This window comes from Streptococcus sp. 27098_8_109 (genome assembly GCF_041432295.1).
Taxonomy (GTDB): Bacteria; Bacillota; Bacilli; order Lactobacillales; family Streptococcaceae; genus Streptococcus.
The window spans coordinates 21,789-48,138 of record NZ_JAPVZJ010000015.1 but is presented as its reverse complement, the minus strand read 5'-3'; the positions used below and the strand labels follow the sequence as shown (position 1 = coordinate 48,138).

Annotated in this window: 36 protein-coding genes and 1 pseudogene; 30 read left to right on the top strand and 7 right to left on the bottom strand. The window is 38.8% G+C overall.

Annotation, left to right across the window (positions count from 1 at the left end):
* Positions 1–4: 4 nt before the first annotated feature.
* Complete coding sequence (locus O3664_RS07110; RefSeq protein ID WP_371613820.1) at positions 5–334, bottom strand: helicase BlpT; 330 nt, start codon at positions 332–334, stop codon at positions 5–7.
* A gap of 382 nt (positions 335–716) precedes the next feature.
* On the opposite strand from O3664_RS07110, the gene O3664_RS07105 reads away from it, so the two are divergent.
* From O3664_RS07105 to O3664_RS07095, 3 genes are read left to right on the top strand one after another with little or no spacing between them, the layout of a single operon-like run.
* Positions 717–1,055 carry a LytTR family DNA-binding domain-containing protein gene (locus tag O3664_RS07105; RefSeq protein WP_153199232.1) on the top strand — a complete coding sequence of 113 codons (339 nt, stop codon included), beginning with the start codon at positions 717–719 and terminating at the stop codon, positions 1,053–1,055.
* Between the two features lie 4 nt (positions 1,056–1,059).
* Positions 1,060–1,797 carry a response regulator transcription factor gene (locus O3664_RS07100; protein ID WP_261029340.1) on the top strand — a complete coding sequence of 246 codons (738 nt, stop codon included), beginning with the start codon at positions 1,060–1,062 and terminating at the stop codon, positions 1,795–1,797.
* Between the two features lie 13 nt (positions 1,798–1,810).
* Complete coding sequence (locus tag O3664_RS07095; RefSeq protein WP_261029338.1) at positions 1,811–3,151, top strand: sensor histidine kinase; 1,341 nt, start codon at positions 1,811–1,813, stop codon at positions 3,149–3,151.
* 44 nt (positions 3,152–3,195) lie between these two features.
* On the opposite strand, the gene blpC is transcribed toward O3664_RS07095, so the two are convergent.
* Genes blpC through blpA form a run of 3 tightly spaced genes read right to left on the bottom strand, consistent with a single transcriptional unit; the run spans position 3,196 to position 6,933 of the window.
* Complete coding sequence (gene blpC / locus O3664_RS07090) at positions 3,196–3,351, bottom strand: quorum-sensing system pheromone BlpC (protein ID WP_223340333.1); 156 nt, start codon at positions 3,349–3,351, stop codon at positions 3,196–3,198.
* 56 nt (positions 3,352–3,407) lie between these two features.
* Positions 3,408–4,769 carry a bacteriocin secretion accessory protein gene (locus O3664_RS07085; RefSeq protein ID WP_223340332.1) on the bottom strand — a complete coding sequence of 454 codons (1,362 nt, stop codon included), beginning with the start codon at positions 4,767–4,769 and terminating at the stop codon, positions 3,408–3,410.
* 10 nt (positions 4,770–4,779) lie between these two features.
* Entirely contained in the window at positions 4,780–6,933 is a 2,154-nt protein-coding gene (gene blpA, locus O3664_RS07080; protein ID WP_371613819.1) for a peptide cleavage/export ABC transporter BlpA, read from the bottom strand.
* A 357-nt stretch (positions 6,934–7,290) separates the two neighbouring features.
* On the opposite strand from blpA, the pseudogene O3664_RS07075 reads away from it, so the two are divergent.
* A pseudogene (locus O3664_RS07075) lies at positions 7,291–7,371 on the top strand (IS200/IS605 family transposase); the annotation flags it as partial.
* A 127-nt stretch (positions 7,372–7,498) separates the two neighbouring features.
* Here the strand turns inward: O3664_RS07075 and O3664_RS07070 are convergent.
* From O3664_RS07070 to O3664_RS07060, 3 genes are all read right to left on the bottom strand, one after another.
* Positions 7,499–7,714, bottom strand: coding sequence for a hypothetical protein (locus tag O3664_RS07070; RefSeq protein WP_084949976.1), 216 nt, complete (start codon positions 7,712–7,714; stop codon positions 7,499–7,501).
* Positions 7,715–7,725: 11 nt separating this feature from the next.
* Positions 7,726–7,941 (bottom strand): hypothetical protein, encoded by a 216-nt coding sequence (locus O3664_RS07065; RefSeq protein ID WP_084949974.1) that lies wholly within the window; start codon positions 7,939–7,941, stop codon positions 7,726–7,728.
* Between the two features lie 541 nt (positions 7,942–8,482).
* Positions 8,483–8,839 (bottom strand): hypothetical protein, encoded by a 357-nt coding sequence (locus O3664_RS07060; RefSeq protein ID WP_084949973.1) that lies wholly within the window; start codon positions 8,837–8,839, stop codon positions 8,483–8,485.
* A gap of 370 nt (positions 8,840–9,209) precedes the next feature.
* Here O3664_RS07060 and O3664_RS07055 point away from each other — a divergent pair, with 370 nt between their 5' ends.
* The 26 genes from O3664_RS07055 (at position 9,210) to O3664_RS06930 (ending at position 26,116) form a co-directional block, all read left to right on the top strand.
* Positions 9,210–9,440: a Blp family class II bacteriocin gene (locus O3664_RS07055; RefSeq protein ID WP_050390363.1), complete on the top strand. Its 231-nt coding sequence runs from the start codon at positions 9,210–9,212 to the stop codon at positions 9,438–9,440.
* Positions 9,441–9,675: 235 nt separating this feature from the next.
* A complete protein-coding gene (locus O3664_RS07050) occupies positions 9,676–9,861 on the top strand; it encodes a hypothetical protein (protein WP_055387663.1) in 186 nt (61 codons plus the stop codon).
* Positions 9,862–10,026: 165 nt separating this feature from the next.
* Positions 10,027–11,064, top strand: coding sequence for a thioredoxin domain-containing protein (locus tag O3664_RS07045; protein WP_371613818.1), 1,038 nt, complete (start codon positions 10,027–10,029; stop codon positions 11,062–11,064).
* 412 nt (positions 11,065–11,476) lie between these two features.
* Positions 11,477–11,725, top strand: coding sequence for a hypothetical protein (locus O3664_RS07040; protein WP_050390365.1), 249 nt, complete (start codon positions 11,477–11,479; stop codon positions 11,723–11,725).
* 326 nt (positions 11,726–12,051) lie between these two features.
* Positions 12,052–12,408: a hypothetical protein gene (locus tag O3664_RS07035; protein WP_064276254.1), complete on the top strand. Its 357-nt coding sequence runs from the start codon at positions 12,052–12,054 to the stop codon at positions 12,406–12,408.
* Between the two features lie 211 nt (positions 12,409–12,619).
* On the top strand, positions 12,620–12,853 hold the full coding sequence (locus tag O3664_RS07030; protein WP_371613817.1) for a ComC/BlpC family leader-containing pheromone/bacteriocin: 234 nt from the start codon (positions 12,620–12,622) through the stop codon (positions 12,851–12,853).
* A gap of 31 nt (positions 12,854–12,884) precedes the next feature.
* Positions 12,885–13,574, top strand: a complete 690-nt coding sequence (locus O3664_RS07025; RefSeq protein ID WP_261019269.1) for a CPBP family intramembrane metalloprotease — start codon at positions 12,885–12,887, stop codon at positions 13,572–13,574.
* Positions 13,575–13,802: 228 nt separating this feature from the next.
* On the top strand, positions 13,803–14,030 hold the full coding sequence (locus tag O3664_RS07020; RefSeq protein WP_214615138.1) for a Blp family class II bacteriocin: 228 nt from the start codon (positions 13,803–13,805) through the stop codon (positions 14,028–14,030).
* 14 nt (positions 14,031–14,044) lie between these two features.
* Positions 14,045–14,365 carry a role in replication gene (locus tag O3664_RS07015; RefSeq protein ID WP_153197390.1) on the top strand — a complete coding sequence of 107 codons (321 nt, stop codon included), beginning with the start codon at positions 14,045–14,047 and terminating at the stop codon, positions 14,363–14,365.
* 28 nt (positions 14,366–14,393) lie between these two features.
* On the top strand, positions 14,394–14,798 hold the full coding sequence (locus O3664_RS07010; protein WP_214615139.1) for an immunity protein: 405 nt from the start codon (positions 14,394–14,396) through the stop codon (positions 14,796–14,798).
* A gap of 45 nt (positions 14,799–14,843) precedes the next feature.
* Positions 14,844–15,092: an immunity protein BlpZ gene (blpZ, locus tag O3664_RS07005; protein ID WP_000276503.1), complete on the top strand. Its 249-nt coding sequence runs from the start codon at positions 14,844–14,846 to the stop codon at positions 15,090–15,092.
* 29 nt (positions 15,093–15,121) lie between these two features.
* Positions 15,122–15,733 carry a CPBP family intramembrane glutamic endopeptidase gene (locus O3664_RS07000; RefSeq protein ID WP_084949965.1) on the top strand — a complete coding sequence of 204 codons (612 nt, stop codon included), beginning with the start codon at positions 15,122–15,124 and terminating at the stop codon, positions 15,731–15,733.
* Between the two features lie 160 nt (positions 15,734–15,893).
* The gene (ccrZ, locus tag O3664_RS06995) at positions 15,894–16,688 is read left to right on the top strand and encodes a cell cycle regulator CcrZ (protein WP_000362999.1); all 795 of its coding nucleotides are present in this window, start codon (positions 15,894–15,896) and stop codon (positions 16,686–16,688) included.
* Positions 16,685–17,320 (top strand): tRNA (guanosine(46)-N7)-methyltransferase TrmB, encoded by a 636-nt coding sequence (gene trmB / locus O3664_RS06990; RefSeq protein WP_001266094.1) that lies wholly within the window; start codon positions 16,685–16,687, stop codon positions 17,318–17,320. The genes ccrZ and trmB overlap by 4 nt, the downstream gene beginning before the upstream one ends.
* 126 nt (positions 17,321–17,446) lie before the next feature.
* A complete protein-coding gene (gene rimP, locus O3664_RS06985; protein WP_080977204.1) occupies positions 17,447–17,926 on the top strand; it encodes a ribosome maturation factor RimP in 480 nt (159 codons plus the stop codon).
* A 43-nt stretch (positions 17,927–17,969) separates the two neighbouring features.
* Entirely contained in the window at positions 17,970–19,106 is a 1,137-nt protein-coding gene (nusA, locus tag O3664_RS06980; protein WP_000032285.1) for a transcription termination factor NusA, read from the top strand.
* Between the two features lie 21 nt (positions 19,107–19,127).
* The gene (gene rnpM / locus O3664_RS06975; RefSeq protein WP_020903127.1) at positions 19,128–19,421 is read left to right on the top strand and encodes an RNase P modulator RnpM; all 294 of its coding nucleotides are present in this window, start codon (positions 19,128–19,130) and stop codon (positions 19,419–19,421) included.
* Positions 19,414–19,713, top strand: a complete 300-nt coding sequence (locus O3664_RS06970) for a YlxQ-related RNA-binding protein (RefSeq protein WP_001041390.1) — start codon at positions 19,414–19,416, stop codon at positions 19,711–19,713. Before rnpM ends, O3664_RS06970 begins: the two co-directional genes overlap by 8 nt.
* Positions 19,714–19,729: 16 nt before the next feature.
* On the top strand, positions 19,730–22,528 hold the full coding sequence (gene infB, locus O3664_RS06965; protein ID WP_371613816.1) for a translation initiation factor IF-2: 2,799 nt from the start codon (positions 19,730–19,732) through the stop codon (positions 22,526–22,528).
* Between the two features lie 251 nt (positions 22,529–22,779).
* Positions 22,780–23,130 (top strand): 30S ribosome-binding factor RbfA, encoded by a 351-nt coding sequence (gene rbfA / locus O3664_RS06960; RefSeq protein ID WP_001273601.1) that lies wholly within the window; start codon positions 22,780–22,782, stop codon positions 23,128–23,130.
* Positions 23,131–23,345: 215 nt separating this feature from the next.
* Positions 23,346–23,528, top strand: coding sequence for a hypothetical protein (locus O3664_RS06955; protein ID WP_000522922.1), 183 nt, complete (start codon positions 23,346–23,348; stop codon positions 23,526–23,528).
* The gene (locus O3664_RS06950) at positions 23,525–23,677 is read left to right on the top strand and encodes a hypothetical protein (protein WP_000668203.1); all 153 of its coding nucleotides are present in this window, start codon (positions 23,525–23,527) and stop codon (positions 23,675–23,677) included. The genes O3664_RS06955 and O3664_RS06950 overlap by 4 nt, the downstream gene beginning before the upstream one ends.
* 116 nt (positions 23,678–23,793) lie before the next feature.
* The gene (locus tag O3664_RS06945) at positions 23,794–24,027 is read left to right on the top strand and encodes a DUF1858 domain-containing protein (protein ID WP_000368739.1); all 234 of its coding nucleotides are present in this window, start codon (positions 23,794–23,796) and stop codon (positions 24,025–24,027) included.
* Positions 24,027–25,361: a DUF438 domain-containing protein gene (locus tag O3664_RS06940; RefSeq protein ID WP_261016958.1), complete on the top strand. Its 1,335-nt coding sequence runs from the start codon at positions 24,027–24,029 to the stop codon at positions 25,359–25,361. The genes O3664_RS06945 and O3664_RS06940 overlap by 1 nt, the downstream gene beginning before the upstream one ends.
* Before the next feature lie 9 nt (positions 25,362–25,370).
* Positions 25,371–25,625 carry a DUF1912 family protein gene (locus O3664_RS06935; RefSeq protein ID WP_000119707.1) on the top strand — a complete coding sequence of 85 codons (255 nt, stop codon included), beginning with the start codon at positions 25,371–25,373 and terminating at the stop codon, positions 25,623–25,625.
* Between the two features lie 95 nt (positions 25,626–25,720).
* Positions 25,721–26,116 (top strand): helix-hairpin-helix domain-containing protein, encoded by a 396-nt coding sequence (locus O3664_RS06930; protein WP_004257590.1) that lies wholly within the window; start codon positions 25,721–25,723, stop codon positions 26,114–26,116.
* The last annotated feature ends 234 nt before the right edge of the window (positions 26,117–26,350 follow it).

Below are 26,350 nucleotides of genomic sequence, written 5' to 3'. Positions count from 1 at the left end.
TTTTCTACAGGATAATGGTTGGTCCGTAGAGACTCAACTTGGTCTTGACTTGGTCAAAGTGGAAGCGGTCATAGGCCCGCCAAGCGGCGCGAGTTGGAGCATCTGGATCAAGAGCGCTGAGTCCCATGAGAAGACTGGAAGTCTGGTAAAATTTTTCCAGTTCAATCAAGACTCGATTATCCACTGTCTCAGCCTTGGCTAGAAAGCCAAGAATAGAGTTTAATTGCTCCTGAAAGCGGACGTCGTCAGCGCTTGCCTGTTTGCATGCTTGATAGGCTTTGTTTAAGTCAGTAATCAAAGTCTGAGCTCTTTTGATAGGGTCTGCATCTGTCATGAGAATTCCTCCTTTAATCTGGGTGCCAGTCTTACTTCTAGCAATTGTATTTTGATACTGTCAGTTTATCACTTTTATTTCCTTTTTCGCCTTCAAATCTTTAATTGTCATTGAAATTTCCTGAATGGTACTGTTAAGATTTTATGATAAAATAGTTGTAAGCTCATCATGATGTTGTAGAAAAATAGTCCTTTTAGGAGTTTTCAAAGACTGTTTAGGATTGGGTGGACTTGTGTTAAGCTTTTTCTGTTATTCTTTTCTTATACTCAATGAAAATCAAAGAGCAAACTAGGAAGCTAGCCGCAGGCTGTACTTGAGTACGGCAAGGTGAAGCTGACGTGGTTTGAATTTGACTTTCGAAGAGTATTAGGAGGAGAATCCAATGAAACATATGATTATTCAGACACAGAAAACAGTCTATAAAGTAAACGTCGACGATATCTACTATATCCAAACACATCCAACTAAAGCCCATACCGTACAGATTGTTACAGAAGAGGCTAGTTTTAATATGGTTCAAAATTTAAGTAATCTTGAGAACCAATATGGGGAAACCTTGATGAGATGTCATCGAAATTGTTTGGTCAATCTTGATAAAGTAAAATCGATTGATTTTCAAGAAAGAATCCTTTTTCTCGGAGAAGAAGGTCAATACGCTGTCAAGTATTCCAGACGTCGCTATAGAGAAATTCGTCAAAAATGGTTGAAAGAAGGAGAGTAAGAAGATGAGAATATTTGTTTTAGAAGATGATTTTTCCCAACAAGCTAGAATTGAAACGACCATTGAGAAACTTTTGAAAGAACATCATATCACTCCCAGCTCTTTTGAGATCTTTGGCAAGCCAGACCAACTGCTGGCAGAGGTGCATGAGAAGGGGGCGCATCAGCTATTCTTTTTGGACATTGAGATTCGAAATGAGGAGATGAAGGGTCTAGAGGTGGCTAGAAAGATTCGGGATCGAGACCCCTATGCCCTGATTGTCTTTGTGACGACTCACTCGGAGTTTATGCCCCTGTCCTTTCGCTACCAAGTGTCTGCTCTGGACTACATTGATAAGGCTCTTTCAGCAGAGGAGTTTGAATCTCGGATCGAAACAGCCCTCCTCTATGCCAATGGTCAAGACAGTAAAAGTCTAGCTGAAGATTGCTTTTACTTTAAATCAAAATTTGCCCAATTCCAGTATCCTTTTAAAGAGGTTTACTATCTTGAAACGTCGCCTAGAGCCCATCGTGTTATTCTCTATACCAAGACAGACAGGCTGGAATTTACGGCGAGTTTAGAGGAGGTTTTTAAGCAGGAACCCCGTCTCTTGCATTGCCACCGCTCTTTTCTCATCAATCCTGCAAATGTGGTGCATTTGGATAAGAAAGAAAAACTCCTTTTCTTTCCCAATGGTGGAAGCTGTCTAATCGCGCGTTATAAGGTCAGGGAAGTGTCTGAGGCTATCAATAACTTACACTAAGCTAGGAGAGTTTATGAATATTGCTTGGATATTATTGCATACACTTGTTACTCATGGACTAGAAATTGTCATTTTCTTTAAGGTGGATGGAATTGGTCTCACTTTTGAGAGGATTTTTAAAGCCTTTCTTTTTAAGATACTGTTGGCCTTTGTTTTTTTAATGATTGGCTATATGGTAGGAGATAGTTTCCTATTTTATTTTATGGAACCCTTGTACGGTATAGGCTTGTCTTTCTTACTGTTAAGAGGGCTTCCTAAAAAACTTCTCTTCTTTTATGGTCTCTTTCCAATGATATTGGTGAATCTCTTTTATAGAGGTCTTTCTTATTTTGTGCTTCCATTTTTGGGACAAGGGCAAGTACATGATGATTACTCTTTGATTTGGTTGTGTATAATAATTTTCAATTTCTTCATTTCTCTAGCCTTTTTGAAATGGTTAGACTATGATTTCACTAACTTGAGAAGGGAGATTCTAGATAAAGCTTTTCAAAAGTCCCTGACTAAAATTAACTGGATAATGGGGGCTTACTATTTGGTGATACAAACTCTATCTTACCTTGAATATGAACAAGGTATTCAATCAACGACTGTTCGCCATCTCATCCTAGTCTTTTACCTGCTCTTTTTTATGGGGATTATCAAGAAATTGGATACCTATTGGAAGGACAAACTCCGTGAGAGACTGGACCAAGAGCAGGTCCTGCGCTATAGAGATATGGAGCGCTATAGTCGACATATAGAGGAACTTTACAAGGAAGTACGGAGCTTTCGCCATGACTACACCAACCTTTTGACCAGTTTACGTCTGGGCATTGAAGAGGAGGATATGGAGCAGATAAAAGAGGTCTACGATTCGGTCTTAAAGGATTCTAGTGAAAAATTGCAGGACAATAAATATGACCTGGGCCGATTAGTGAATATTCGTGATAAAGCCCTCAAAAGTCTCCTAGCAGGAAAGTTTCTAAAAGCCAGAGATAAGAAGATTATCTTTAATGTCGAAGTTCCTGAGGAGATTCAGGTCGAGGGGATGAGCCTGCTTGACTTTCTAACCATTGTGTCTATCCTTTGTGACAATGCTATTGAAGCTAGTGTAGAGGCCAGTCAATCTCATGTTTCAATCGCCTTTTTAAAGAATGGAGCACAGGAGACCTTCATCATCGAAAATTCCATCAAAGAAGAGGGCATCGATATTTCTGAAATCTTCTCCTTTGGAGTTAGTTCTAAAGGGGAGGAGAGAGGAGTTGGTCTCTATACCGTTATGAAGCTTGTGGAAAGTCATCCCAATACCAGTCTCAATACTACCTGCCAAAATCAAGTCTTTCGTCAGGTGCTTACTATGATACCTACAGAATGATGAAAAAATAAGACCGAGAGTTCTTGTTACTCGGTCTTATTTTTTTATAGTTGTATTGGATGATGAAGTCCTTTCGTATTGTTATGCTTAATTATATTAAGGTCGTATAAGAAATCTTCCCACCATCCTCCACCTGTAATTTGGTTGAGTTCGGTAGCTGTTAGTTCTTGAAATGAAGTTAGGTTTTGATTCTTATCCATGTTATGATTCTCCTTTTTGATAAGATAATAAATAGTTATAGAGTGTTATCTGAAAACTAATCAGAATGGGTTAAAATTTTATCTTTGAAATAATCAAAATATGTTTTCTTTGCAGTTACACTAGTGACGCGACCTTGTAAGCCGTATTGGATGAGTTTACTATCCTCATTAGATAGTTTTGCAAGAGCGGTTACTTTAAAGAGATTTCCTTGCTCTGTTCTGGTAGGAGTTTGATCAATTGTCTGAAGTTGACCGATGATGGTAATGCCGTGATTTCCAATCTTCTCCAGTTTTAATCTTACAGTTTGTCCTTTATCTAGTAGAGGTAGATAGTCAGAAGATACGTAGTAAGTGATTAGTACTTCTCTTGTATCTGTGATGACAGGGAATATTTGAGCAATTTCTGTACCAGTTGGAATTCTATTTTTACCTTCAAATTCGCTGTTCAGATGAACGATACCTTTACTTGGAGCGGTTAAGGTATTGTTTTCTAAGCGCTGCGTTGCTTGATCTAGTTGTACTTTTAATTCTGTTAATTGATTCTCCACGGTTAGTTGTTGCTGTGAGGCTGTCTGTAAAAACTGAGTGCGGAGTACTTCAATTTTGGTTGCTAAACTATTATCATAAGTTGCTACACTTCCGATACCAGCTTGCTGGATTTTGAGGCTTGTGATAGATGATTCAAGACCTGCAATACTTTGATTAATTTGAGATAAAAATGGCTCCTCTGCAGTTCCTTGTGTTTGTCCTTGTGAGGCTACAAGATAACGATTCAAAATTGACTGATGTGGATTGCCAGTTGGTAAGCGAGCCCTTTTATTTATGATAGCATCTCTCAGCTCCTGGTATTCTCCAATTTGTTGTTGAACTTTTGTAATTTCTTGTTCGATGGCTGATGAACTGCTATTGGCAAGATTAGCTTGATTTGAAACCTCAGTGTTAGTCTTTGAGATGCCTAGCTCAATATCATGGGATTGTTTAGTAAAATTCATAAAGGTATTATGGTAGCCAAATTCATCCTCGCCAGAAAAAAGATCAGTCGCTTTTTCTAAGCTTTGTTTCAAAATTCCAAGTCCTTCTTTTTGCTTCTCAAGTCTTTGTAGTTGAGTTTCTAAGGCAGTTTTCTGACTTTCTTCCATTGTTTCAGAGTATTTGATGAGTAAGTCCCCTTTTTCAACTACTTGATTTGCCACTAAATGATTAGCAAGGATAGGATTATCACTGGTCGACTGAATAGATGCAATGACACTTGTAGGGGTGATTTCCCCTTGGGAAGTGACAGTAATTTCTTTTGTAGCAACAAGGGAGAAAATCAAGATGAAAGTAAATAATAATGAAAGAGGTATAATTAACACTGTCGCATAGTTATGGTAACGTCTCTGATAAAACTCGACGCTTCTAAAAAGATTAGGATTCATGACATTCTCCTTATTTATTGAATAGATGATGGTAGAAGCCTTGCGCCTGCATTAACTCTTGGTGACTACCAACTTCAATGATTTTCCCCTGGTCAAGAACAATGACACGGTTAGTTCGTTCGGCTATACTGAGACGATGGGCTACAAAGAGAATGGTTTTATCAGTTAGGGACATAAGATTATCTATAACTTTTTTCTCAGTCAAGACATCAAGACCGCTAGTAGCTTCATCTAGTATTAGAACAGGAGCTTTAGTTAAAAGAGCACGAGCGAGAGCGATTCGTTGCTTTTGTCCTCCTGATAGACCAGCTCCATCAGAGAGCTGAGTTTGATAGCCCATAGGCATTCTTTCAATGTCTTGACGGATTTCAGCTAATTCACAAGCTCTTAGAATATCTTCTTGGCTAATCATATGATTACCGCCCAAGGTTAAATTTTCCAAGATAGAGCCATTAAAGATATAGGCTTGTTGGGGTAGGTAATTAATATGACGGCGCAAGACTTTTTTATCAATGTTTTTAATATCCTGATGATTGATGGAAATATGTCCTTTGTAGGGTTCAAAGAAATTGACAATCATTTTGGCTAAAGTTGTTTTACCAGAACCACTGACACCAACTAGGCTAACCTTATCTCCTTGTTTAATCGTGAGATTAATATCTGTTAAGGTATCTCGTCCAAAACCATACTTATAAGAAAGGTCATCAAATGCAATATCGCCCATCAAAAAATGTGAATGAACAGGGTTTTCTGGGGCTTGGAACTCAGATTCGACTAGATAGACTTCGTTCAAACGGTTATTAGCGACCTTCGCAGATTGGAGTTTGGTTTGGAGGTTGATAATATTCTCCATAGGAGTTGTAAAGTAAGAAAGAAGTGTGTTAAAGGTAATCAGCTGACCGATAGAAATTTTACTCGACATGACTAATTGAGCGCCAAACCATAGGATAAGGATATTCAGAACTAATTTTGTTCCCTGCTTTAAACTCGTTTGTAAAATAGAATACTTACTGAGCTTAAAGGATTTTTCCAAATAATCTACAAATTCGCTGTCTATATTTTGATAGCGATTTTCTTCACTCGTGAGCGACTTTATAGTTTCAATCCCGTTGATATCTTCGATAATGGCAGAGCTAACCATAGAATTACTTTGCATGACATCATGGTTCATTTTTTCGAAAGGCTTCATAAAAGAAAAGATGATGAACATGTATATAGGAATGGAAATAAGAGAAAGAAGGAAGAGATTAGGGTTTTGTGCCAGTAAGACGCCCCCTACAAGAATCAGAATAGAAACATCCAGAAAAAGAGAAAGAATGGTAGAAGCCAAGGCGTCTATAATAGAGTTAGCATCTGTGAATCGTGAAATGATTTCTCCTGTACGACGTGTCGCAAAGAAAGACATAGGAAGTTCAAAAATATGGCGAATATAGGATAAAATCACATCAATACTTAATCTTTGACTCAGAACAGTTAGGAGATAATCTCTGGAGAAGCTCATGACTTGTTGGAGGATATAGGTGATAACCAGACCAACTGAGATGATTCCTAAAGTTGATTTCATCTGATTTGGGATGTATTCATCCAAGATTCCTTGGAGATAATAAGAACCACCGATATTGATAATAGTAACCAATAAGCTTGAGAGAACAATGTAAGCAATGAGAGATTTTTGTTTGAAAATCAGAGGAAGGAAGCTTAGTAGGCCATTCTTTTTATCTTTATGGGGTTGATAGCTAGGTTTGGGAGCTAGAAAAATAGCTACTCCAGTCCATTCAGAGAAAAAGCGTTCTTTTGACATTTTGGTGATTTTTACAGAAGGGTCAGGATCACCAATAATTAGATAGTCTTTCTTTGTTTGATAGACAACATAGTAATGTTGGAGTTTTCCTTCTTTGTTAACGTGAACGATAAATGGATAGGGGACATCACTCATGTCAAAGAGCGTTTTATCTGCTTGAACAGGTCTTGTTTCAAAGCCCATTTCATCAGCGGCTTTTACAATGCCAAGAGCAGTCGTCCCTTCTTTATTGGTCTTTGCAAGTTCTCTCAAGTGAGCTAGAGAAAAATCTGAACCATAGAATTTAGCAATCGAGGCTAAGGCAGCAACACCGCAGTCTCTAGCATCTATTTGAGGAACAAATGTACGTTTATAAGAAGTCATTGGCAATTCCTTTCATATAGTAGATAGGTATATTATGCCATAAAAATAAGTTCATATTTTATGAAATCTTGAATAGTCATTGAAACTTCCTGAATGGTAAAAAGTTGGGTAGAAAATGAAGAAAATATTGCAACAATAAAACGCAATGTAAAGTTTTTGTGTACTGATATTATGCGTTTTTTCTTATATTCAAGCTTTTTTGTCTAGATTTTTTTAAGTATTTCAGGTGATATGAAATGAAGAATTAGGTGTGTGAAATCCGATTATAGGGAAATAAATGAAGCTACAATTAAGAAATGTAGTCAAGATTAAAGAAATTATCCAGTGGATGATTTCTTCACGAGTATGAAAATTTGAGAACGAGTAAAGCATGATATAGAAATAGATAAATTGAGTGTAAAAGAATATGAGGATCCCTTTAGGGATAGTGGTAAGTAATACTAAAGCCTCTTTGAGAGGCAAGTGACGAGTCAAGAGCAATAATGCTTGAACAAAGTGAAAGCCAGCGTCTTTAGGCGCTGGCTGGTGATTTGGGCTTATATAACTTTCTAAATCATATGTATCTTTAATCTCCGTTTAAATATAAAGCAGTGCAATTATATCCCGTTAGGAAGCCAAAGCCTGCTGCAGAAACTAGCGCGACACCCCAACCAATGGGACCTGTTATTGCTCCTACGCCAGCTATCGTACCTAGCGCACCACTCGCTGATAGCATGCAGTCGGATACATTTCCTCCACCGACAACTTCTTCAAGAAAGTTTTCATTAATTTCCATTAACATTATAGTTCCTCCTAATTACCTTTATAATAGAGTGAAGTACATGACCAACCTGTAGCGAAGCCAGCAGTACCAGCTGCTCCACCTAGCGCAGCTAGTGCTAACCACCCTGTTGGACCTGTAGCAGCAAGTCCAATTACTAATGCTGAAGCGACAATTCCGTTTACACAGTCATTCACATTTCCTCCACCGGAAATTTCTTCTAATTTATTAAAATTTAATTCTAACATATTTACTCCTTGTTCTTGCGTTTAATTTTAAAAAGTCCTATTATGGATAGAGTTATCGTAGTTATTGAAGCTAAGCTGGTAAAGACAAATACTTTTGTTTTTAATCCAATAGAAAATAGTAATACACCATAAAAAATATTTGATACATAATAAATCTTATTTTTAACGACACTCACCTCTGAACATAGATTTTTGTCGTGTTGCAACTTTGACAAGTTTAGTATAGCATTGTTTTTTAAAATTTTTTATTCAAATCTTGAATTGTCATCGAAACATCTTGAATTGTAAAAAAGAAATTAAAAAGCAAGTAGGAAAAATACACTTGTCCTATAGAAACTACTTCGTATGAAATAAAAGACTTGTTTGATGACTATTGGAAGAAAGATTAGGCGGCCAAAAATTGAATTTTTAAAATTCTAACTTAAACATAGTTTTTTAGTATTGGTATCTTTAAATCAGCTAAAACAATTCATAACAACACCTGTATATTATGGTTCAATACGATACCGAACAAGTATATAGTATTAAGAGGTCTTAAACGTTATTTCTGTCTGTTCTGATAGATTCTCATGATCGCAATAAGAATACCGGCTGTCCCACTTGCCAAAAATAGGAGGGTAATGATAATGTTGAGAATTTCAGGCGTACTCCCTATTCTGTTGATAAGACGGAGTAGAGATATAACTGTCAACTGAACCAGGAGTATTGATTCTACATTTACCAATGAAGTCAGTTGGTTTTCAACTGCATATAAAAAGGCTGGTAGCAAAACACAGGCTATAGCAATCACAAACAGGTTGCTCCCCGTTTCTTCTCCCTTGTTCACCACGGAAATCATGAGAAGATTCGATGCTATAATCAACGTAGAACAGATGATAAAAAAAGATTTCTTATTCATATAGGACACCTCATATACTATGGTATTTTAGTTTGAACCCAAGAAATATTCTTCAAACTACTGTAACACCATCTCGCCGTAAAGCAGTACTGTCTGTGACTAGCTTCCTAGTTTTCTTCAAATACTGATTTTTTATTGAAGACAAGAAAGGTAAGCTCATTAATCATTATAGCAAAAAACAATGATAACATATATTATTTTTCGGTTTATGAATGATATTCGTTACTTTGGTAAGGAGAAAGTTTTTACAATTCAAGATGTTTCGATGACAATTCAAGATTTGGATGAAAAACTTTAACAAATAGTGCTATACTGAAATTGTCAAAGTTGCAACAGGACAAAAATTAAAAATAAAAAAGGAGTATTTGTCATGAATACAAAAATGATGGAACAATTTGAGATTATGGATACTGATGTGCTTGCTTGTATTGAAGGTGGCGGTTGGATAAAATGTGGACTCGGTGTAGTTGGAGGTGCATTGACTGGAGGAGTTGCTGGTGGTGCTGTGGGCACTGTAACGCTACCTATCATTGGTACTGTATCTGGAGCTGCTGCTGGTTTTTGGGGCGGAGCGGCAACGGGTGCTGCTACATTCTGTTAAAAATCGCTCTTCATTACTAAGCTGAATTTAGTTGGAATGGAGTAAATAATTATGAACAAGAAAAAGATAGTTTCAACTATAGTATTTTTAGTATTTATTATAATGTCAGTGGCTAATTTTTTTAGAGACTTAACCCCATTGCTATTCATTTTGAATATTATTGGCCTAACTTGTTTTTTAGTGTTAACATACATTAGCATAAAAGACATGATCTTAAATAGAAGTAAATGATGATTTGGTTAGTCCTAGAACCAATCAACTCATGTTCATCGGATTGACAGGTTTTATGTATATCATTTGTTTGTATAGAGGTATTACAGCAGGAGAATCCTACCAACAACTAATCGCTTATATTGGCGCTGTTCTCTGCTTGATTGTCATGTTTCTGCTCATTTGGGGATTGAAGTATTATAAAAAGTAGAGCTTAATGAAGTATAAAAGAAAAGGGTAAGTGTTTTCGAAGTACTTACCCTTTTATAATGAAGTTTTTGCAATTCAAGATGTTTCGATGACCATTTAAGATTTAGATGAATTTGTAATCTTAAATAAGGTAAGATAAAGATAACAAATGTAAAGGAGTATTCTTATGAAGAAACAAAATATAAAATCGCTATTACTTGTACCACTTGTCTTTGCATCTATTACTACGGGTGTTGTATATGCAGAAGAACATCCTACTACTTCATCTATCCAGGCGAATGATAGTTCTGTTGTGGCACCAGATTTGCCATCGGCTAAGGAAAAGGTGGAGCATAAACCTTCTGTTGTAACCCCAGAAGAGTATGAGAAGAATGTTACGGACTTTAAAAAGATAGATATTGAAGCCGTTCGTCAATCTTTTACGGAGGATCAGTTGGAACATACTATTTATTTTGGTAGAAAAACTTGCTCTCATTGTCGTCAATTTTCTCCTGAATTGAAAGAATTTAATAACTTGATTGAAAAGAAGTTAGAGTATTATGATTTGGATGGTAAGGATTTTGATGGGGAAGCGAGAGAGTTTCTATTTAAAAAAGTCGGTATTCCAGGAACACCAACAATTTTGTATTTAAAAAATGGACATCCGATATCTGGATGGGTTGGTGGCGGAGCAACTGCCCAACAGGTGTATGATTATATGTACTCGAGAAACTCACCTAAGCAAACGGAGACAGTGAAATCTTCTGAGGAAACAGTAACTGAAAGTGTCCGTGATGAGAATACTAGAAGTGACAGCATGAGTATTAGTGATAAAGTTGTAAGTGACAGCAAAGGTATGAGTGATGAAAAAAGAACCGAAATGAAAATATCAAATGATAATACCAATTCTAATAGTGAAAATAGTGGGAAAGAGGAGAGTACAAACTCAACTACTAAAGCTAAAACTACTCAATCTGTCGATTTAGCAATGTTGGACAATAAGAATCAATTGGAAACTCCCAAACCTATTTTTGATGTTGCTCAAGAAAATAAAACTTCTTTAACTGATGTTAAGGATGCTGATTATGTAAGTGAATCTATTACTTCGAGTGAAAAATTATTACCGAAAACAGGAGAGGAAGAAAGTTACCAACTGCTTCGGCTAGCTGTCGCGTTTTTTATGGCTTCTATAATGATTAAAGTGAAACAAAAAATTCATAAATAAAAATAGATGGTAAACAGGTGCAATGATATTATTTGTTTGTAATAACATATGGCTAGAATTTGCCTATAGACACGAGTGAGGAAATAGATGTATTTAGTTTATATATAAAAGCTTATAATTGTATATGAAATGGACTGAATGGTAAAAGGTCAAGTATTTCCGAAATGCTTTCTTTTTCAATTCTTTTAACACCTCAAGATGTTTTGATGACTATTTATGATTTGGATGGAAAATTTTAAAAAATAGTAGTATACTAACATTGTTAAGATTGTAGCCGAAAGTGGAATACAACTCTTATAGGGCAGAAAACTAACTACTTTTAGAGGCTTAAATAGTAGTTGATGCATAGGTAAAAAAGCATGGTAAATAGTTAGTATTAGCGAAAGTAGAAAACAGTAAAAGGAGAAAGAAAATGAGTCGTACAGTACGTGCAATATTTAAGAAAGAATTACGTGGAATGACAGCAGTTTTAGTTACCTATTTGATAATTGTATCTTTCTTTTCTTATTTTAGTCAATGCTTCGGGAATTGGAAGTATGTTATAGAATATGTAGGCGCTCCATTTACTATATCCTTCACATTCTTTATTTTAGAAACTATGAAAGAACGACATAACAAAATAAAAAAGGCAGAACAAGAAGCAGAATTAAAAAACATGTAAAATAAAGGGGGAAAATGGCGAGTAAAAAGAAGTTACTTGGAGAAGAGTTTGGGAAGATGGTGTTGTCAAGGACGATAGCGACCTATGAAAAAGCAATCAACGCTGAAAAATAACATTTTCAGATGAAAAGATGGAGGAGCTAGACAACATACTATCTAATGGAATGGGGTTGCTTGATGGAGTACAAGTAACGGTATTCTAACAGGACGAAAATAAAAAAAGCATTCCTCGTGAATACAAAAACAATGTTTCAATTTTCAGAAGCTAACAGTTAAAGTTTGTCTTTGTCCAGTTTGACTTTTACCATAGTATGTGAGGTATATTAAATGAATAAGAAATCCTTTTTTATCATCTGTTCTACGCTGATTATTGCATCGAATCTTCTCATGATTTCCGTGGTGAACAAAGGAGAAGAAACAGGGAGCAATCTGTTTGTGATTGCTATAGCCTGTGTTATGTTACCAGCCTTTTTATATGCAGTTGAAAATCAACTGACTTCATTGGTAAGAGTAGAATCAATACTCCTGATTCAGCTGACAGTTATATCCCTACTCCGTCTTATCAACAGAATAGGGAGGACGCCTGAAATCCTCAACATTATCATTACCCTTATCGCTTTGGCAAGTGGGACAGCTGCTATCCTTGTTGCGATTATGAGAATATATGAGAACATACGGAAGTGAGGGTGAGTAGTTTTCTATTTTGTATTTTCACATTGTCAAGTTTCCCCAGGGCAAGTATGTTTTCCATGCTTGCTTTTTTAAATTTTTTAACAATTCAAGAGGTTTTGATGACCATTTATGATTTGGATGAAAAAAATTAATAAACAGTGATATACTAAACTTGTCAAAGTTGCAACAGGACAAAAATTAAAAATAAAAAGGAGTATTTGTCATGGATACAAAAATGATGGAACAATTTGAAATTATGGATACTGAAATACTTGATCGTATAGAGGGTGGGGATGTATCTGATATTTATAAAGGGCACGCTGATCAGGGAAGTCCATTCGGTGCTTACCCTTCTATATTAAAAAATTCAGGTCCTTTTCCAGTAAGTGGGTACTGCCCGCGTGGTTATCATGACCGTGGTTATATAGGAGCAGGTTTCCATTTATGTGGAATATAGGCTGAAATATAAGAAATGAGGAAGAGTTTCTATGAAAAAGTATCAGCTTCTACTCAAAATAAGTGCAGTCTTCTCTTACTTATTTTTCGTATTTGGTCTTTCTCAGCTGACGCTTATTGTTCAAAATTATTGGCAATTTTCTTCCCAGATTGGCAATTTCGTCTGGATTCAAAATATCTTGAGTTTGCTATTTAGCGGAGTCATGATTTGGATTCTGGTTAAGACAGGCCATGGTTATCTCTTTCGCATTCCGAGAAAAAAATGGCTTTGGTATTCGATTTTGACAGTACTAGTGGTAGTGCTCTATATCTCTTTTAACGTTCAGGCAGCTAAACATGTTCAGTCAACTGCTGAAGGTTGGGCGGTATTGATCGGTTATAGTGGGACCAACTTTGCTGAGCTAGGTATCTATATAACCCTGTTCTTTCTGACTCCACTTATGGAAGAGCTGATTTATAGAGGATTACTGCAACACGCCTTTTTTAAGCATTCGAGATTTGGCCTTGATTTGCTCCTTCCTTCCATTTTATTTGCTCTTCCTCATTTTTCAAGCCTGCCTAGTCTGTTAGATATCTTCGTCTTTGCAACATTTGGCATCATCTTTGCTAGTTTGACTCGCTATACAAAGAGCATTTATCCTTCCTATACGGTGCATGTGATCAATAATATTTTCGCAACATTACCATTTTTGCTGACTTTTTTACACAGGGTATTTAGCTAAAAATAGTAGATTAAAAATAATTATCGATTTTAAGAAGTGAATAATGGAATTTAATATTATTCACTTCTTATTAGTTGATTGGGAAGATTGTACTCTTTGAGTAATTTAAGATGTTTTGATGATAATTCAAGATTTGTATGAAAAACTTTAACAAATAGTGTTATACTAAAATTGCCAATTGCAACAGGATAACAATTAAAATTAAAAATAAAAAAGGAGGTATTCGTTATGAATACAAAAACGATGTCACAATTTGAAATGATGGATACTGAGATGCTTGCGAAAGTTGAAGGAGGTTTCGGAGGTTGGGAAGATATGGTTGCTGGTTTATTGGGTGGGCTAGCACCTTCTCCAACTTTGGATCAATTAAATGGTAAGTGGCCTATTATACATTTTTCAAAACCATGTGGTCCTTATGGTATAGGGGGAACTCCAAACTCATGTAATGGTATTTAAAAAGGATTGAAGCTATGAAGGCAAAATATGGGAATCAAATTGTTGATGTTTGGGAAATTGGTCAAGCAACTCCTAAACCAAGTTGGGTAGAGGAAGCTTTTCAAAAAAATTATATAGTTTGGTTGGATAATCATGTGCGCATTCTAATGGCAGGTCTCAACACTTCTCTCGAAACGAATATCAAGTTTGGTCTAGTTGGAACAGTTGGAGGAGGATTCGCTGGTTATGGGATGTATGTTCTTGGTTATCCAGGTGATTATATAGATATCACCAATCATAGAGTTGTTTCTGCTAAAACATTTCATAAAAGTTATCAAATTTTAGAAAATGATTAGATGTCATTTAATTGTAATGGAGAAAGCAATGAAAAAAATATTTTTTAAAAAACAGACCATCTTCCTTGCGAGATTGTTCCTAGGTCAGTTGCCTTTACTTGTCTCTACTTATCTATTTCTATCTCGTCAGTTTTTAAATTTTTCCTTGGTTTTCCAATTTCTTTTAGTGGTTATTAACTTGGCTTCTATTTTGGTCACTGTTTATCTCACTAGAGAAATGAGGATAAGAGAGTTTGAAGATGATGATTTGGTTAGTCCTAGAACCAATCAACTCATGTTCATCGGCTTGACAGGTTTTATGTCTATTATTTGTTTGTATAGAGGTGTCACAGCAGGAGAATCTTACCAACAACTAATTGCCTATATTGGCGCTATTCTCTGCTTGATTATTATGCTTCTACTCATTTGGGGCTTGAAGTATTATAAAAAGTAGGGAAGAACTTGCGGCTAGTCTATAGTCTGATAAGAGGAGGTCATCATGTATAAACACTTATTTTTCCTAGATTCCAAAACTTTAGACCGGTTGACACCCTATATTCTAGTCTTGGCTTCTGACACCATTGCCTTTAATGTTTTTGTGCTAACCTTTGTATCTGCGGTGGTCTTTAATTCCCTAAATTCCCTGCTAGCTTTAATGGCTATATTCTTAGGGGCTGGCTATGTGGTCGGATTTTGGTTACTCAAATGGTTTGTTTTGGAAAGGCTAGAACTAAAGAATGACGTGTAGGAAGTCTGTTTGGTGGGGAGGCTAATTTTATGAAGTTTTTTGATAAATTTCATGCCTTTTGTTTTGGATTTTTAGTACTACTAATCGTCATTACAGTTCCTTATACGATTAACCATGGGGACTTTTTTCAAAATGAATCTGAATTGATTATTGTAAGTCTTCTTGTAACATCGCTGAGTGTTACTTATGCTAGAAAGTTTGAAATGGTTTCTTTTGGGATGTTAAGCAAGAAACAACTTTTGCTTTTCATTGCAATCTTTTTTCTAAGCGTTCTTGAGACGCTAGTTTATATTCATTTCTTCGCTGTTTCTTCTGGCGCAGGAGTTCAACACTTGGCGGAAGTCAGCAGAGGAATTTCCCTGTCTTTGATTTTGACTTCCTCAGTTTTTGGACCCATCCAGGAGGAACTCATTTTCAGAGGACTTCTTCAAGGTGCGGTTTTTGACAATTCTTGGTTAGGGATTGTACTGACTTCCTCTCTCTTTTCTTTTATGCATGGACCTTCTAATGTCCCTTCGTTTATTTTTTATCTACTTGGGGGCTTGTTACTGGGCTTTGCTTATAAAAAGAGCCAAAACCTATGGGTTTCTACTCTAGTTCACATGTTTTACAATGCTTGGCCACTCTTATATTATTTATAAAAATTATGAAAGGTAAGTAGAAGACGGTGCTTACCTTTTTCTTTCTATAATGATACCCAAGCCACCCCAGAGGCTTTTCTTTGAGAATCGGGCGTGGAGCGGTTGACGAATAGGCCAAAAACTAGTAGAATAGTAAGGAAACTTTATACGGAGGAAAGAAATGGATTTGGGTGATAATGAGCTAACACTGACTCCCATACCTGGGAAAAGTGGCAAGGCTTATATGGGTAGCTATCCTGATGGGAAGCGTATCTTTGTAAAAATGAACACCTCTCCAATCCTACCTGGTCTAGCTAGAGAACAAATTGCTCCACAATTATTATGGAGTCGCCGTTTGGCAGATGGGCGTGATATGTGTGCTCAAGAATGGTTGACAGGCAAAATATTGACCCCTTATGATATGAATCGTAAACAAATCGTCAATATTTTAACCCGTCTTCATCGCTCACGTCCGTTGATGACACAGTTGAGTCGTTTGGGGTATGCCATGGAAACACCTGTAGATTTACTGCAGTCTTGGCAGGAAACGGCTCCAGATGCTTTGCGTAAAAATCATTTTATCAGTGAAGTGATGGCTGATTTACGTCAGACTATTCCAGGATTTAGAGAGGACCATGCGACCATTGTCCATGGAGATGTACGACATAGTAATTGGATTGAGACAGACAGTGGCTTGATTTATTTGGTGGATTGGGATTCGGTTCGCTTGACCGACCGCATGTTTGATGTGGCCCATATGCTCTGCCATTATATTCCAGAACATCAGTGGAAGGAATGGTTGACCTACTACGGTTACAAGTACAATCAAACGGTATTAAATAAATTGTATTGGTACGGTCAATTGTCTTATTTGAGCCAGATTTCCAAGTATTATATGAACCAAGATTTAGAAAATGTCAATCGGGAGATCCATGGCTTGCGTCACTTCCGAGACAAGTATGGAAAGAGAAGATGAGAGTTAGAAATCGTAAAGGGGCGACAGAATTACTAGAGGCAAATCCCCAGTATGTGGTCCTCAATCCCTTGGAAGCCAAGGGAAAATGGCGGGACTTGTTTGGCAATGATAATCCCATTCATGTGGAAGTTGGAAGTGGAAAGGGTGCCTTTGTTTCAGGTATGGCCAAGCAAAACCCTGACATCAACTATATCGGGATTGATATTCAAAAGTCAGTTTTGAGTTACGCTTTAGACAAGGTTCTTGAAGTTGGTGTGCCTAATATCAAGCTCTTGTGGGTAGATGGTTCTGATTTGACTGATTATTTTGAAGATGGTGAGATTGATCGCTTGTATCTGAACTTTTCAGATCCATGGCCTAAAAAACGCCATGAAAAGCGTCGTTTGACCTACAAAACCTTCTTGGATACCTTCAAGCGTATCTTGCCTGAAAATGGAGAAATTCATTTCAAGACGGATAACCGTGGCTTGTTTGAGTACAGCCTAGTGAGTTTTTCTCAGTATGGCATGAAACTTAATGGTGTCTGGCTAGATTTGCATGCCAGTGATTTTGAAGGCAATGTCATGACAGAATACGAGCAAAAATTCTCCAACAAGGGGCAAGTTATCTACCGTGTTGAGGCAGAATTTTAAGAAATAGCCTGAAATCAGGCTGTATAAGTGCTTTTGCTTTACATAAGTTGGCAAATGTGCTATACTAAGAGTAAGAATATGAGAAAGAGAGGCGGGGAAATATCTTCGCCTCTTGCTTATGAGGAGGTGGACGCAATCGCAACAATCGTAGAATTAGTCAGAGAAGTTGTAGAACCTGTCATAGAAGCGCCTTTCGAACTCGTGGATATCGAGTATGGAAAGATTGGCAGTGACATGATTCTCAGTATTTTTGTAGATAAACCTGAAGGAATTACCTTGAACGACACGGCAGACTTGACAGAAATTATCAGTCCTGTCCTAGACACCATCAAGCCAGATCCCTTCCCAGAACAATATTTCCTAGAAATCACCAGTCCAGGCTTGGAACGTCCTTTAAAAACCAAGGATGCCGTCGCTGGAGCGGTTGGGAAATACATCCATGTCGGGCTCTACCAAGCCATCGATAAGCAAAAGGTCTTTGAAGGAACCTTGTTGGCCTTCGAAGAGGACGAGTTGATCATGGAATATATGGACAAGACGCGTAAGAAAACGGTCCAAATTCCATACAGTTTAGTATCAAAAGCACGTTTAGCAGTAAAATTATAGAAAAAGAAAGGATAGCTTTTGAGGATTCAAAAGTGAAGAAAACATGAGTAAAGAAATGCTAGAGGCCTTCCGCATTTTGGAAGAAGACAAGGGAATCAAAAAAGAAGACATCATCGACGCAGTAGTAGAGTCGCTTCGTTCCGCTTATCGCAGACGCTATGGTCAATCAGACAGCGTAGCTATTGATTTCAATGAAAAAACAGGTGATTTCACAGTCTATACTGTTCGTGAAGTTGTGGATGAAGTCTTTGATAGCCGTTTGGAAATCAGCTTGAAAGATGCTCTTGCCATTAATTCAGCCTACGAGCTTGGTGACAAGATCAAGTTTGAAGAAGCACCTGCTGAGTTTGGTCGTGTAGCAGCTCAATCTGCCAAACAAACCATCATGGAAAAAATGCGCAAGCAAACACGTGCCATCACTTACAATACTTACAAAGAACATGAGCAAGAAATCATGTCTGGTACAGTAGAACGCTTTGACAACCGCTTTATCTATGTCAACCTCGGCAGCATCGAAGCCCAATTGTCAAAACAAGACCAAATTCCTGGTGAAGTTTTTGCTTCTCATGATCGTATTGAAGTTTATGTTTACAAGGTTGAAGACAACCCTCGTGGTGTCAACGTCTTTGTTAGCCGTAGCCATCCAGAAATGATCAAACGTTTGATGGAGCAAGAAATTCCAGAAGTTTATGATGGAACTGTTGAAATCATGAGCGTGGCTCGTGAAGCAGGTGACCGTACTAAGGTTGCTGTTCGTAGCCATAATCCAAACGTGGACGCTATCGGTACAATCGTTGGACGTGGTGGAGCTAACATCAAGAAAATCACTAGCAAATTCCACCCAGCTCGCTATGATGCTAAGAGCGACCGTATGGTGCCCATCGAAGAAAATATCGACGTTATCGAGTGGGTAGCAGATCCAGCTGAATTTATTTACAATGCCATCGCTCCTGCTGAAGTGGACCAAGTTATCTTTGACGAAAACGACAGCAAACGTGCCTTGGTTGTTGTACCAGACAACAAACTTTCTCTTGCTATCGGTCGTCGTGGGCAAAACGTTCGTTTGGCAGCTCACTTGACTGGTTACCGTATTGATATCAAGTCTGCTAGTGAATTTGAAGCCATGGAAGAAGCTGGTTCGGTAGATTTGGAAGCAGAAAACGATACTGTAGAAGAATAAAAGCTGCTAGAGGAGGGAAAGATGAAAACGAGAAAAATCCCTTTGCGCAAGTCTGTTGTGTCTAACGAAGTGATTGATAAGCGTGATTTGCTCCGTGTTGTCAAAAACAAAGAAGGACAAGTCTTTATCGATCCGACAGGCAAGGCCAATGGCCGCGGCGCTTATATTAAGCTAGACAATAAAGAGGCCCTAGAGGCCAAAAAGAAGAAAGTCTTTAACCGTAGCTTTAATATGGAAGTTGATGAAAGCTTTTATGACGAGTTGATCGCTTATGTGGATCACAAAGTGAAAAGAAGAGAGTTAGGACTTGAATAAGCAAAAGATAAGCAATCTCTTGGGACTTGCTCAGCGAGCAGGGCGGATTATATCGGGTGAAGAATTGGTGGTCAAAGCCATTCAAGACGGCAAGGCCAAGTTGGTCTTTCTTGCCCATGATGCTGGACCCAATCTGACCAAGAAGATTCAAGATAAAAGTCATTATTATCAAGTAGAAATTGTAACCGTGTTTTCAACACTGGAATTAAGCATAGCAGTCGGGAAATCGAGAAAGGTTTTGGCTGTAACAGATGCTGGATTTACAAAGAAAATGAGGTCTCTTATGGAATAGAAGAGGAGGACATGATTTGTCTAAGAAAAGATTGTACGAAATCGCAAAAGAACTTGGAAAAGAAAGTAAAGAAGTTGTAGCGCGTGCAAAAGAGTTGGGCTTGGATGTGAAAAGCCACTCATCAAGTGTGGAAGAAGCTGTCGCTGCAAAAATCGTTGCTAGCTTTAAGCCTGCTGCTCCGAAAGCAGAAGCAAAACCTGCAGCACCAAAAGCAAGTGTAGAAAAGAAAGCCGAAAAATCTGAGCCAGCAAAAACAGCTGTAGCTAAGGAAGGGGCAAAACCGGCTGAGCCAGTCGCTCCGAAGGCAGACAAAGTAGCAGCTAAACCGCAAAGCCGTAATTTTAAGGCTGAGCGTGAAGCTCGTGCCAAAGAGCAGGCAGAACGACGCAAGCAAAATAGGGGCAATAACCGTGACCAACAACAAAACGGAAACCGTCAGAAAAACGACGGCCGTAATGGTGGAAAACAAGGTCAAGGAAACCGCGACAATCGTCGCTTTAATGACCAAGCTAAGAAACAGCAAGGTCAGCAAAATCGTGGAAATGAGCGCCGTCAACAAGAGGACAAACGTCCAAATCAAGCGGCTCCACGTATTGACTTCAAAGCCCGTGCAGCAGCCCTCAAAGCAGAGCAAAATGCAGAGTACGCTCGTTCAAGTGAGGAACGCTTCAAGCAGTATCAGGCTGCCAAAGAAGCCTTGGCTCAAGCTAACAAACGCAAGGAACCAGAGGAAATCTTTGAAGAAGCGGCTAAGTTAGCTGAACAAGCGCAACAAGCACAGCAAGTTCAAGCAGTGGTTGAAGTCGTCCCTGAGAAAAAAGAACCTGCAGTGGATACACGTCGTAAAAAACAAGCCCGACCAGACAAAGAACGTGATGATTATGATCACGAAGAAGATGGTCCTAGAAAACAACAAAAGAATCGAAGTAGTCAAAATCAAGTGAGAAATCAAAGAAATAGTAACTGGAATAACAACAAAAAGAACAAAAAAGGCAATAACAAGAACAACCGTAATCAGGCTCCAAAACCTGTTACGGAGCGTAAATTCCATGAATTGCCAACAGAATTTGAATATACAGATGGTATGACCGTTGCGGAAATCGCAAAACGTATCAAACGTGAACCAGCTGAAATCGTTAAGAAACTCTTTATGATGGGTGTCATGGCCACACAAAACCAATCTTTGGATGGGGAAACAATTGAACTCCTCATGGTGGATTACGGTATCGAAGCCAAACAAAAGGTTGAAGTGGATAATGCCGATATCGAACGTTTCTTTGTCGAAGATGGTTATCTCAATGAAGATGAATTGGTTGAGCGTCCACCAGTTGTAACTATCATGGGACACGTTGACCACGGTAAAACAACACTCCTAGATACCCTTCGTAACTCTCGTGTTGCGACAGGTGAAGCAGGTGGCATCACTCAGCATATCGGTGCCTACCAAATCGTGGAAAATGGTAAGAAGATTACCTTCCTTGATACACCAGGACACGCGGCCTTTACATCTATGCGTGCGCGTGGTGCATCTGTTACCGATATTACTATCTTGGTTGTAGCGGCAGATGACGGGGTTATGCCTCAGACTATCGAAGCCATTAACCACTCAAAAGCAGCCAACGTTCCAATCATCGTAGCCATTAACAAGATTGATAAACCAGGTGCTAACCCAGAACGCGTTATCGGTGAATTGGCAGAGCATGGTGTTATGTCAACTGCTTGGGGTGGAGATTCTGAATTTGTTGAAATCTCAGCTAAATTCAACCAAAACATTGAAGAATTGTTGGAAACAGTCCTTCTTGTGGCTGAAATCCAAGAACTCAAGGCAGATCCAACAGTTCGTGCGATCGGTACAGTTATCGAAGCTCGCTTGGATAAAGGAAAAGGTGCGGTCGCAACTCTTCTTGTACAACAAGGTACCTTGAATGTTCAAGACCCTATCGTTGTCGGAAATACCTTCGGTCGTGTCCGTGCTATGACCAATGATCTTGGTCGTCGTGTTAAAGTTGCTGGACCATCAACACCAGTTTCTATCACAGGTTTGAACGAAGCGCCAATGGCGGGTGACCACTTTGCCGTTTACGAGGATGAAAAATCTGCGCGTGCAGCAGGTGAAGAGCGTGCCAAACGTGCCCTCATGAAACAACGTCAAGCTACCCAACGTGTCAGCCTTGAAAACCTCTTTGATACGCTTAAAGCTGGTGAGCTTAAGTCAGTTAACGTTATCATCAAGGCCGATGTACAAGGTTCTGTTGAAGCACTTTCTGCCTCACTTCAAAAGATCGACGTAGAAGGTGTCAAAGTTACCATCGTTCACTCAGCAGTCGGTGCCATCAATGAATCTGATGTGACCCTTGCGGAAGCTTCAAATGCCTTTATCGTTGGTTTCAACGTACGCCCTACACCACAAGCTCGTCAACAAGCAGAAGCTGACGATGTTGAAATTCGTCTCCACAGCATTATCTATAAGGTTATCGAAGAGATGGAAGAAGCTATGAAAGGGATGCTTGACCCAGAATTCGAAGAAAAAGTTATCGGTGAAGCAGTTATCCGTGAAACCTTCAAGGTATCTAAAGTGGGAACTATCGGTGGATTCATGGTTATCAACGGTAAGGTTACCCGTGACTCTAAAGTCCGTGTTATCCGTGACGGTGTCGTTATCTATGACGGTGAACTTGCAAGCTTGAAACACTACAAAGACGACGTCAAAGAAGTTACAAACGGTCGTGAAGGTGGATTGATGATTGATGGCTACAATGATATCAAGATGGATGATGTGATTGAGGCTTATGTCATGGAAGAAATCAAGAGATAAGATTTTTTGCTCCTTTCTTAGGTGGTGAGGGACGCAAGCAAACCGATGGTTTCATTGCTTATTTTTGAGCCTAGGGTCTCAAAAATCCCCTGTGATGGGACTGATAAATCAGTTCCATCACTTTCACCACGGCGAAAGAAGCAGATGATTTCAAATTGAACTTCGTTCCAATTTGAAATGAAAATCAATAAATTTAAAAATAGCTAGGTCTGCTGGCCTAGCTTTTGGTTCAAAGTAGAGAAAGGAATATCATGGCAAATCATTTCCGTACGGACCGTGTGGGCATGGAAATCAAGCGTGAAGTCAATGAGATTTTGCAAAAGAAAGTCCGTGATCCGCGTGTCCAAGGTGTGACCATTACAGATGTTCAGATGCTAGGTGACTTGTCCGTTGCCAAGGTTTACTACACCATTTTGAGTAACCTTGCTTCAGATAATCAAAAAGCTCAAATCGGGCTTGAAAAAGCAACTGGTACTATCAAACGTGAACTTGGTCGCAATTTGAAATTGTACAAAATCCCAGATTTGACTTTCGTCAAAGACGAATCCATCGAATATGGAAACAAGATTGACGAAATGCTACGCAATCTGGATAAAAACTAAGAAGAGGGGCAACCCTCTTTTTTGGTGGGGGAAAAGGCAATAAAACATGCTGGCGGAATCTTTCCAGAGTTAAACATTATTAAAAAGCTTTATAAAATTCAACTTGTATGATATTATAGGACATGAAAGAGTGAGATAAAACGATTTTTCAGCGATAGCCAGCAAGGCTGGTATCGTTAATATTTTGAGACTGTAGTTAAACGAGGGAAGATAAGATGGGACTCATAAAAATTCTAGCTAAAACTTACGGGAATTACTTTTTGACCATGCAAGGTGTAAAAGTGATGAAAACGATAAAGAAAGATGACCATGCCGTTGTCGGTCTAGGGAAACTTTTTATTGCCGACAAGTTAATGGATACGGCTCGGTGGCTCATCAAGCCAGAGGAGAGAGAATGAAATTTTTCTGGGGACTTCTTGCTATTCTTTTTATCAAACCGATTATTGGGATTGTGAAATTCGTTTGGATGATCATCTCTTTTGCGCTCCAATTGCTGTTTTACAAGCTATTATTTAAAATATTGGATTGGCTCTTTAAACTTATTTAGATGGTCATCCAAGTCGTGGGGAACTAGCAAGTCTTGTACTGCTAGTTTTTTAATCTCTTTCCATATGGTATAATATAAGCAGTAAAATCATTTTAGAATATTCAATGGAGGTCGTCATGGACAATATCATCGATGTGTCAATTCCCGTTGCAGAAGTGGTGGACAAGCATCCAGAAGTCTTGGAAATTCTAGTGGAGCTAGGTTTTAAACCTCTTGCCAATCCCTTGATGCGCAATACAGTCGGTCGCAAGGTATCGCTCAAACAGGGTTCTAAGCTTGAAGGAACTCCTATGGACAAGATTGTCCGCACACTGGAAGCAAATGGTTACGAAGTGATTGGATTAGACTGATGGCAGATGAACGGATTCATGTCCTGCGGGATATTTTGTTAGAATTGCATAATGGTGCCTCTCCTGAGTCGGTTCAGGAGCGCTTTGATGCGACCTTTACAGGTGTGTCAGCCATCGAGATTTCTCTCATGGAGCATGAGTTGATGAACTCAGACTCAGGTGTCACCTTTGAAGATGTCATGGAACTCTGTGATGTTCATGCCAATCTTTTTAAAAATGCTGTTAAGGATGTCGAAGTTGCAGATACCGAGCACCCAGGTCACCCAGTTCGGATTTTCAAAGAAGAAAATCTAGCCCTCCGTGCGGCCTTGATTCGCATTCGGAGATTGTTGGATACCTATGAGTCTATGGAAGATGAAGAAATGCTGGTGGAGATGCGTAAGGGCTTGGTGCGTCAGATGGGACTTTTGGGGCAATTTGACATCCACTACCAACGTAAAGAAGAACTATTCTTTCCAATCATGGAGCGCTATGGACACGATTCACCTCCAAAAGTTATGTGGGGAGTGGATGACCAGATTAGGGAACTCTTTCAAACAGTTTTAGCGACAGCCAAGTCACTACCTGAAGTGTCGATTTCCACTGTAAAAGATGTTTTTGAAGCCTTTGCGACAGAGTTTGAAAGTATGATTTTCAAGGAAGAATCCATCCTTCTCATGATTCTCCTTGAGTCCTTTACTCAGGATGACTGGCTTCAGATTGCGGAGGAGAGCGACGCCTATGGTTATGCCATCATCCGTCCGTCTGAGAAATGGGTGCCAGAACGGCAGCGTTTTGTTGAGGAAAAGATTGCAGAGGAGCCTATTCAGCTAGATACGGCAGAGGGACAAGTTCAGCAGGTTATCGATACGCCAGAAGGACAGTTTACCATTACCTTTACCCCTAAGGAAAAGGAATCAGCTTTGGATCGTCATAGTCAACAGGCTTTTGGCAATGGCTATCTCTCGGTCGAGCAGGCCAATCTCATCCTCAATCACCTCCCTATGGAGATTACTTTTGTCAATAAAGACGATATTTTCCAGTATTACAATGACAATACGCCAGCTGATGAGATGATTTTCAAACGGACGCCGTCACAAGTTGGGCGCAATGTTGAACTCTGCCATCCACCTAAGTATTTGGACAAGGTTAAGACCATTATGAAGGGGCTTCGTGATGGAAGCAAAGACAAGTATGAAATGTGGTTCAAGTCTGAGTCGCGAGGTAAATTTGTCCACATCACCTACGCAGCAGTGCACGATGAAGACGGAGAATTCCAAGGTGTGTTGGAGTATGTTCAGGATATTCAGCCCTACCGTGAGATTGACACGGACTATTTCCGTGGATTAGAATAAGGAGAAAAAATGAGTTACGAACAAGAATTTATGAAGGAATTTGAAGCCTGGGTCAATACCCAAATCATGATCAATGACATGGCGCACAAGGAAAGCCAAAAAGTCTACGAAGAAGACCAAGACGAGCGTGCCAAAGATGCCATGATTCGATACGAAAGTCGCTTGGATGCTTATCAGTTCTTGCTTGGTAAGTTTGAAAACTTCAAAGCAGGCAAGGGATTTCATGATTTGCCAGAAGGCTTGTTTGGTGAGAGAAATTATTAAACGAGATAGATTCTTGATTTTTTACTAAAATCTTGATAGAATATTTATATTAAATCCTTGTCAGAGCAGGGGTTTTTTATTGAAAGGATTTTATCATGTCAAAGAAACTCAATCGTAAAAAACAATTACGAAATAGCCTCCGTCGTTCAGGTGCTTTCTCAAGTACTGTGACGAAGGTTGTAGAAGAGACAAAAAAAGTCGTGAAACGTGCAGAACAGTCAGCAAGCGAAGCTGGTAAGGCTGTTTCTAAAAAAGTTGAACAAGCAGTAGAAGCTACCAAAGAGCAAGCTCAAAAAGTAGCCAATTCTGTAGAAGATTTTGCAGCAAACTTGGGTGGACTTCCACTTGACCGTGCCAAAACTTTCTATGATGAAGGTATCAAGTCTGCGTCAGATTTTAAAAACTGGACTGAAAAAGAACTCCTTGCCTTGAAAGGAATCGGCCCAGCTACAATCAAGAAATTGAAGGAAAATGGTATCAAGTTCAAGTAATTTTTCTTGTGCCTTGCATTTCCGTTAAAATCTTGCTACAATAGAGCCATTAGAGGTGTTTTGAATCCCACATTTTACAGAAAGTGGCGGTGCTGAGAAGTCCACAAATGTGTCAAAACTAGTTGCTAATGGATGAAAAATTGAAATAAAAGTGTCTTTTTGTTTTAAAGACGAGAGTGGCGGGCTTGGCCCGAAATTGGGTGGTACCGCGGATAAACACATTCGTCCCTGTCA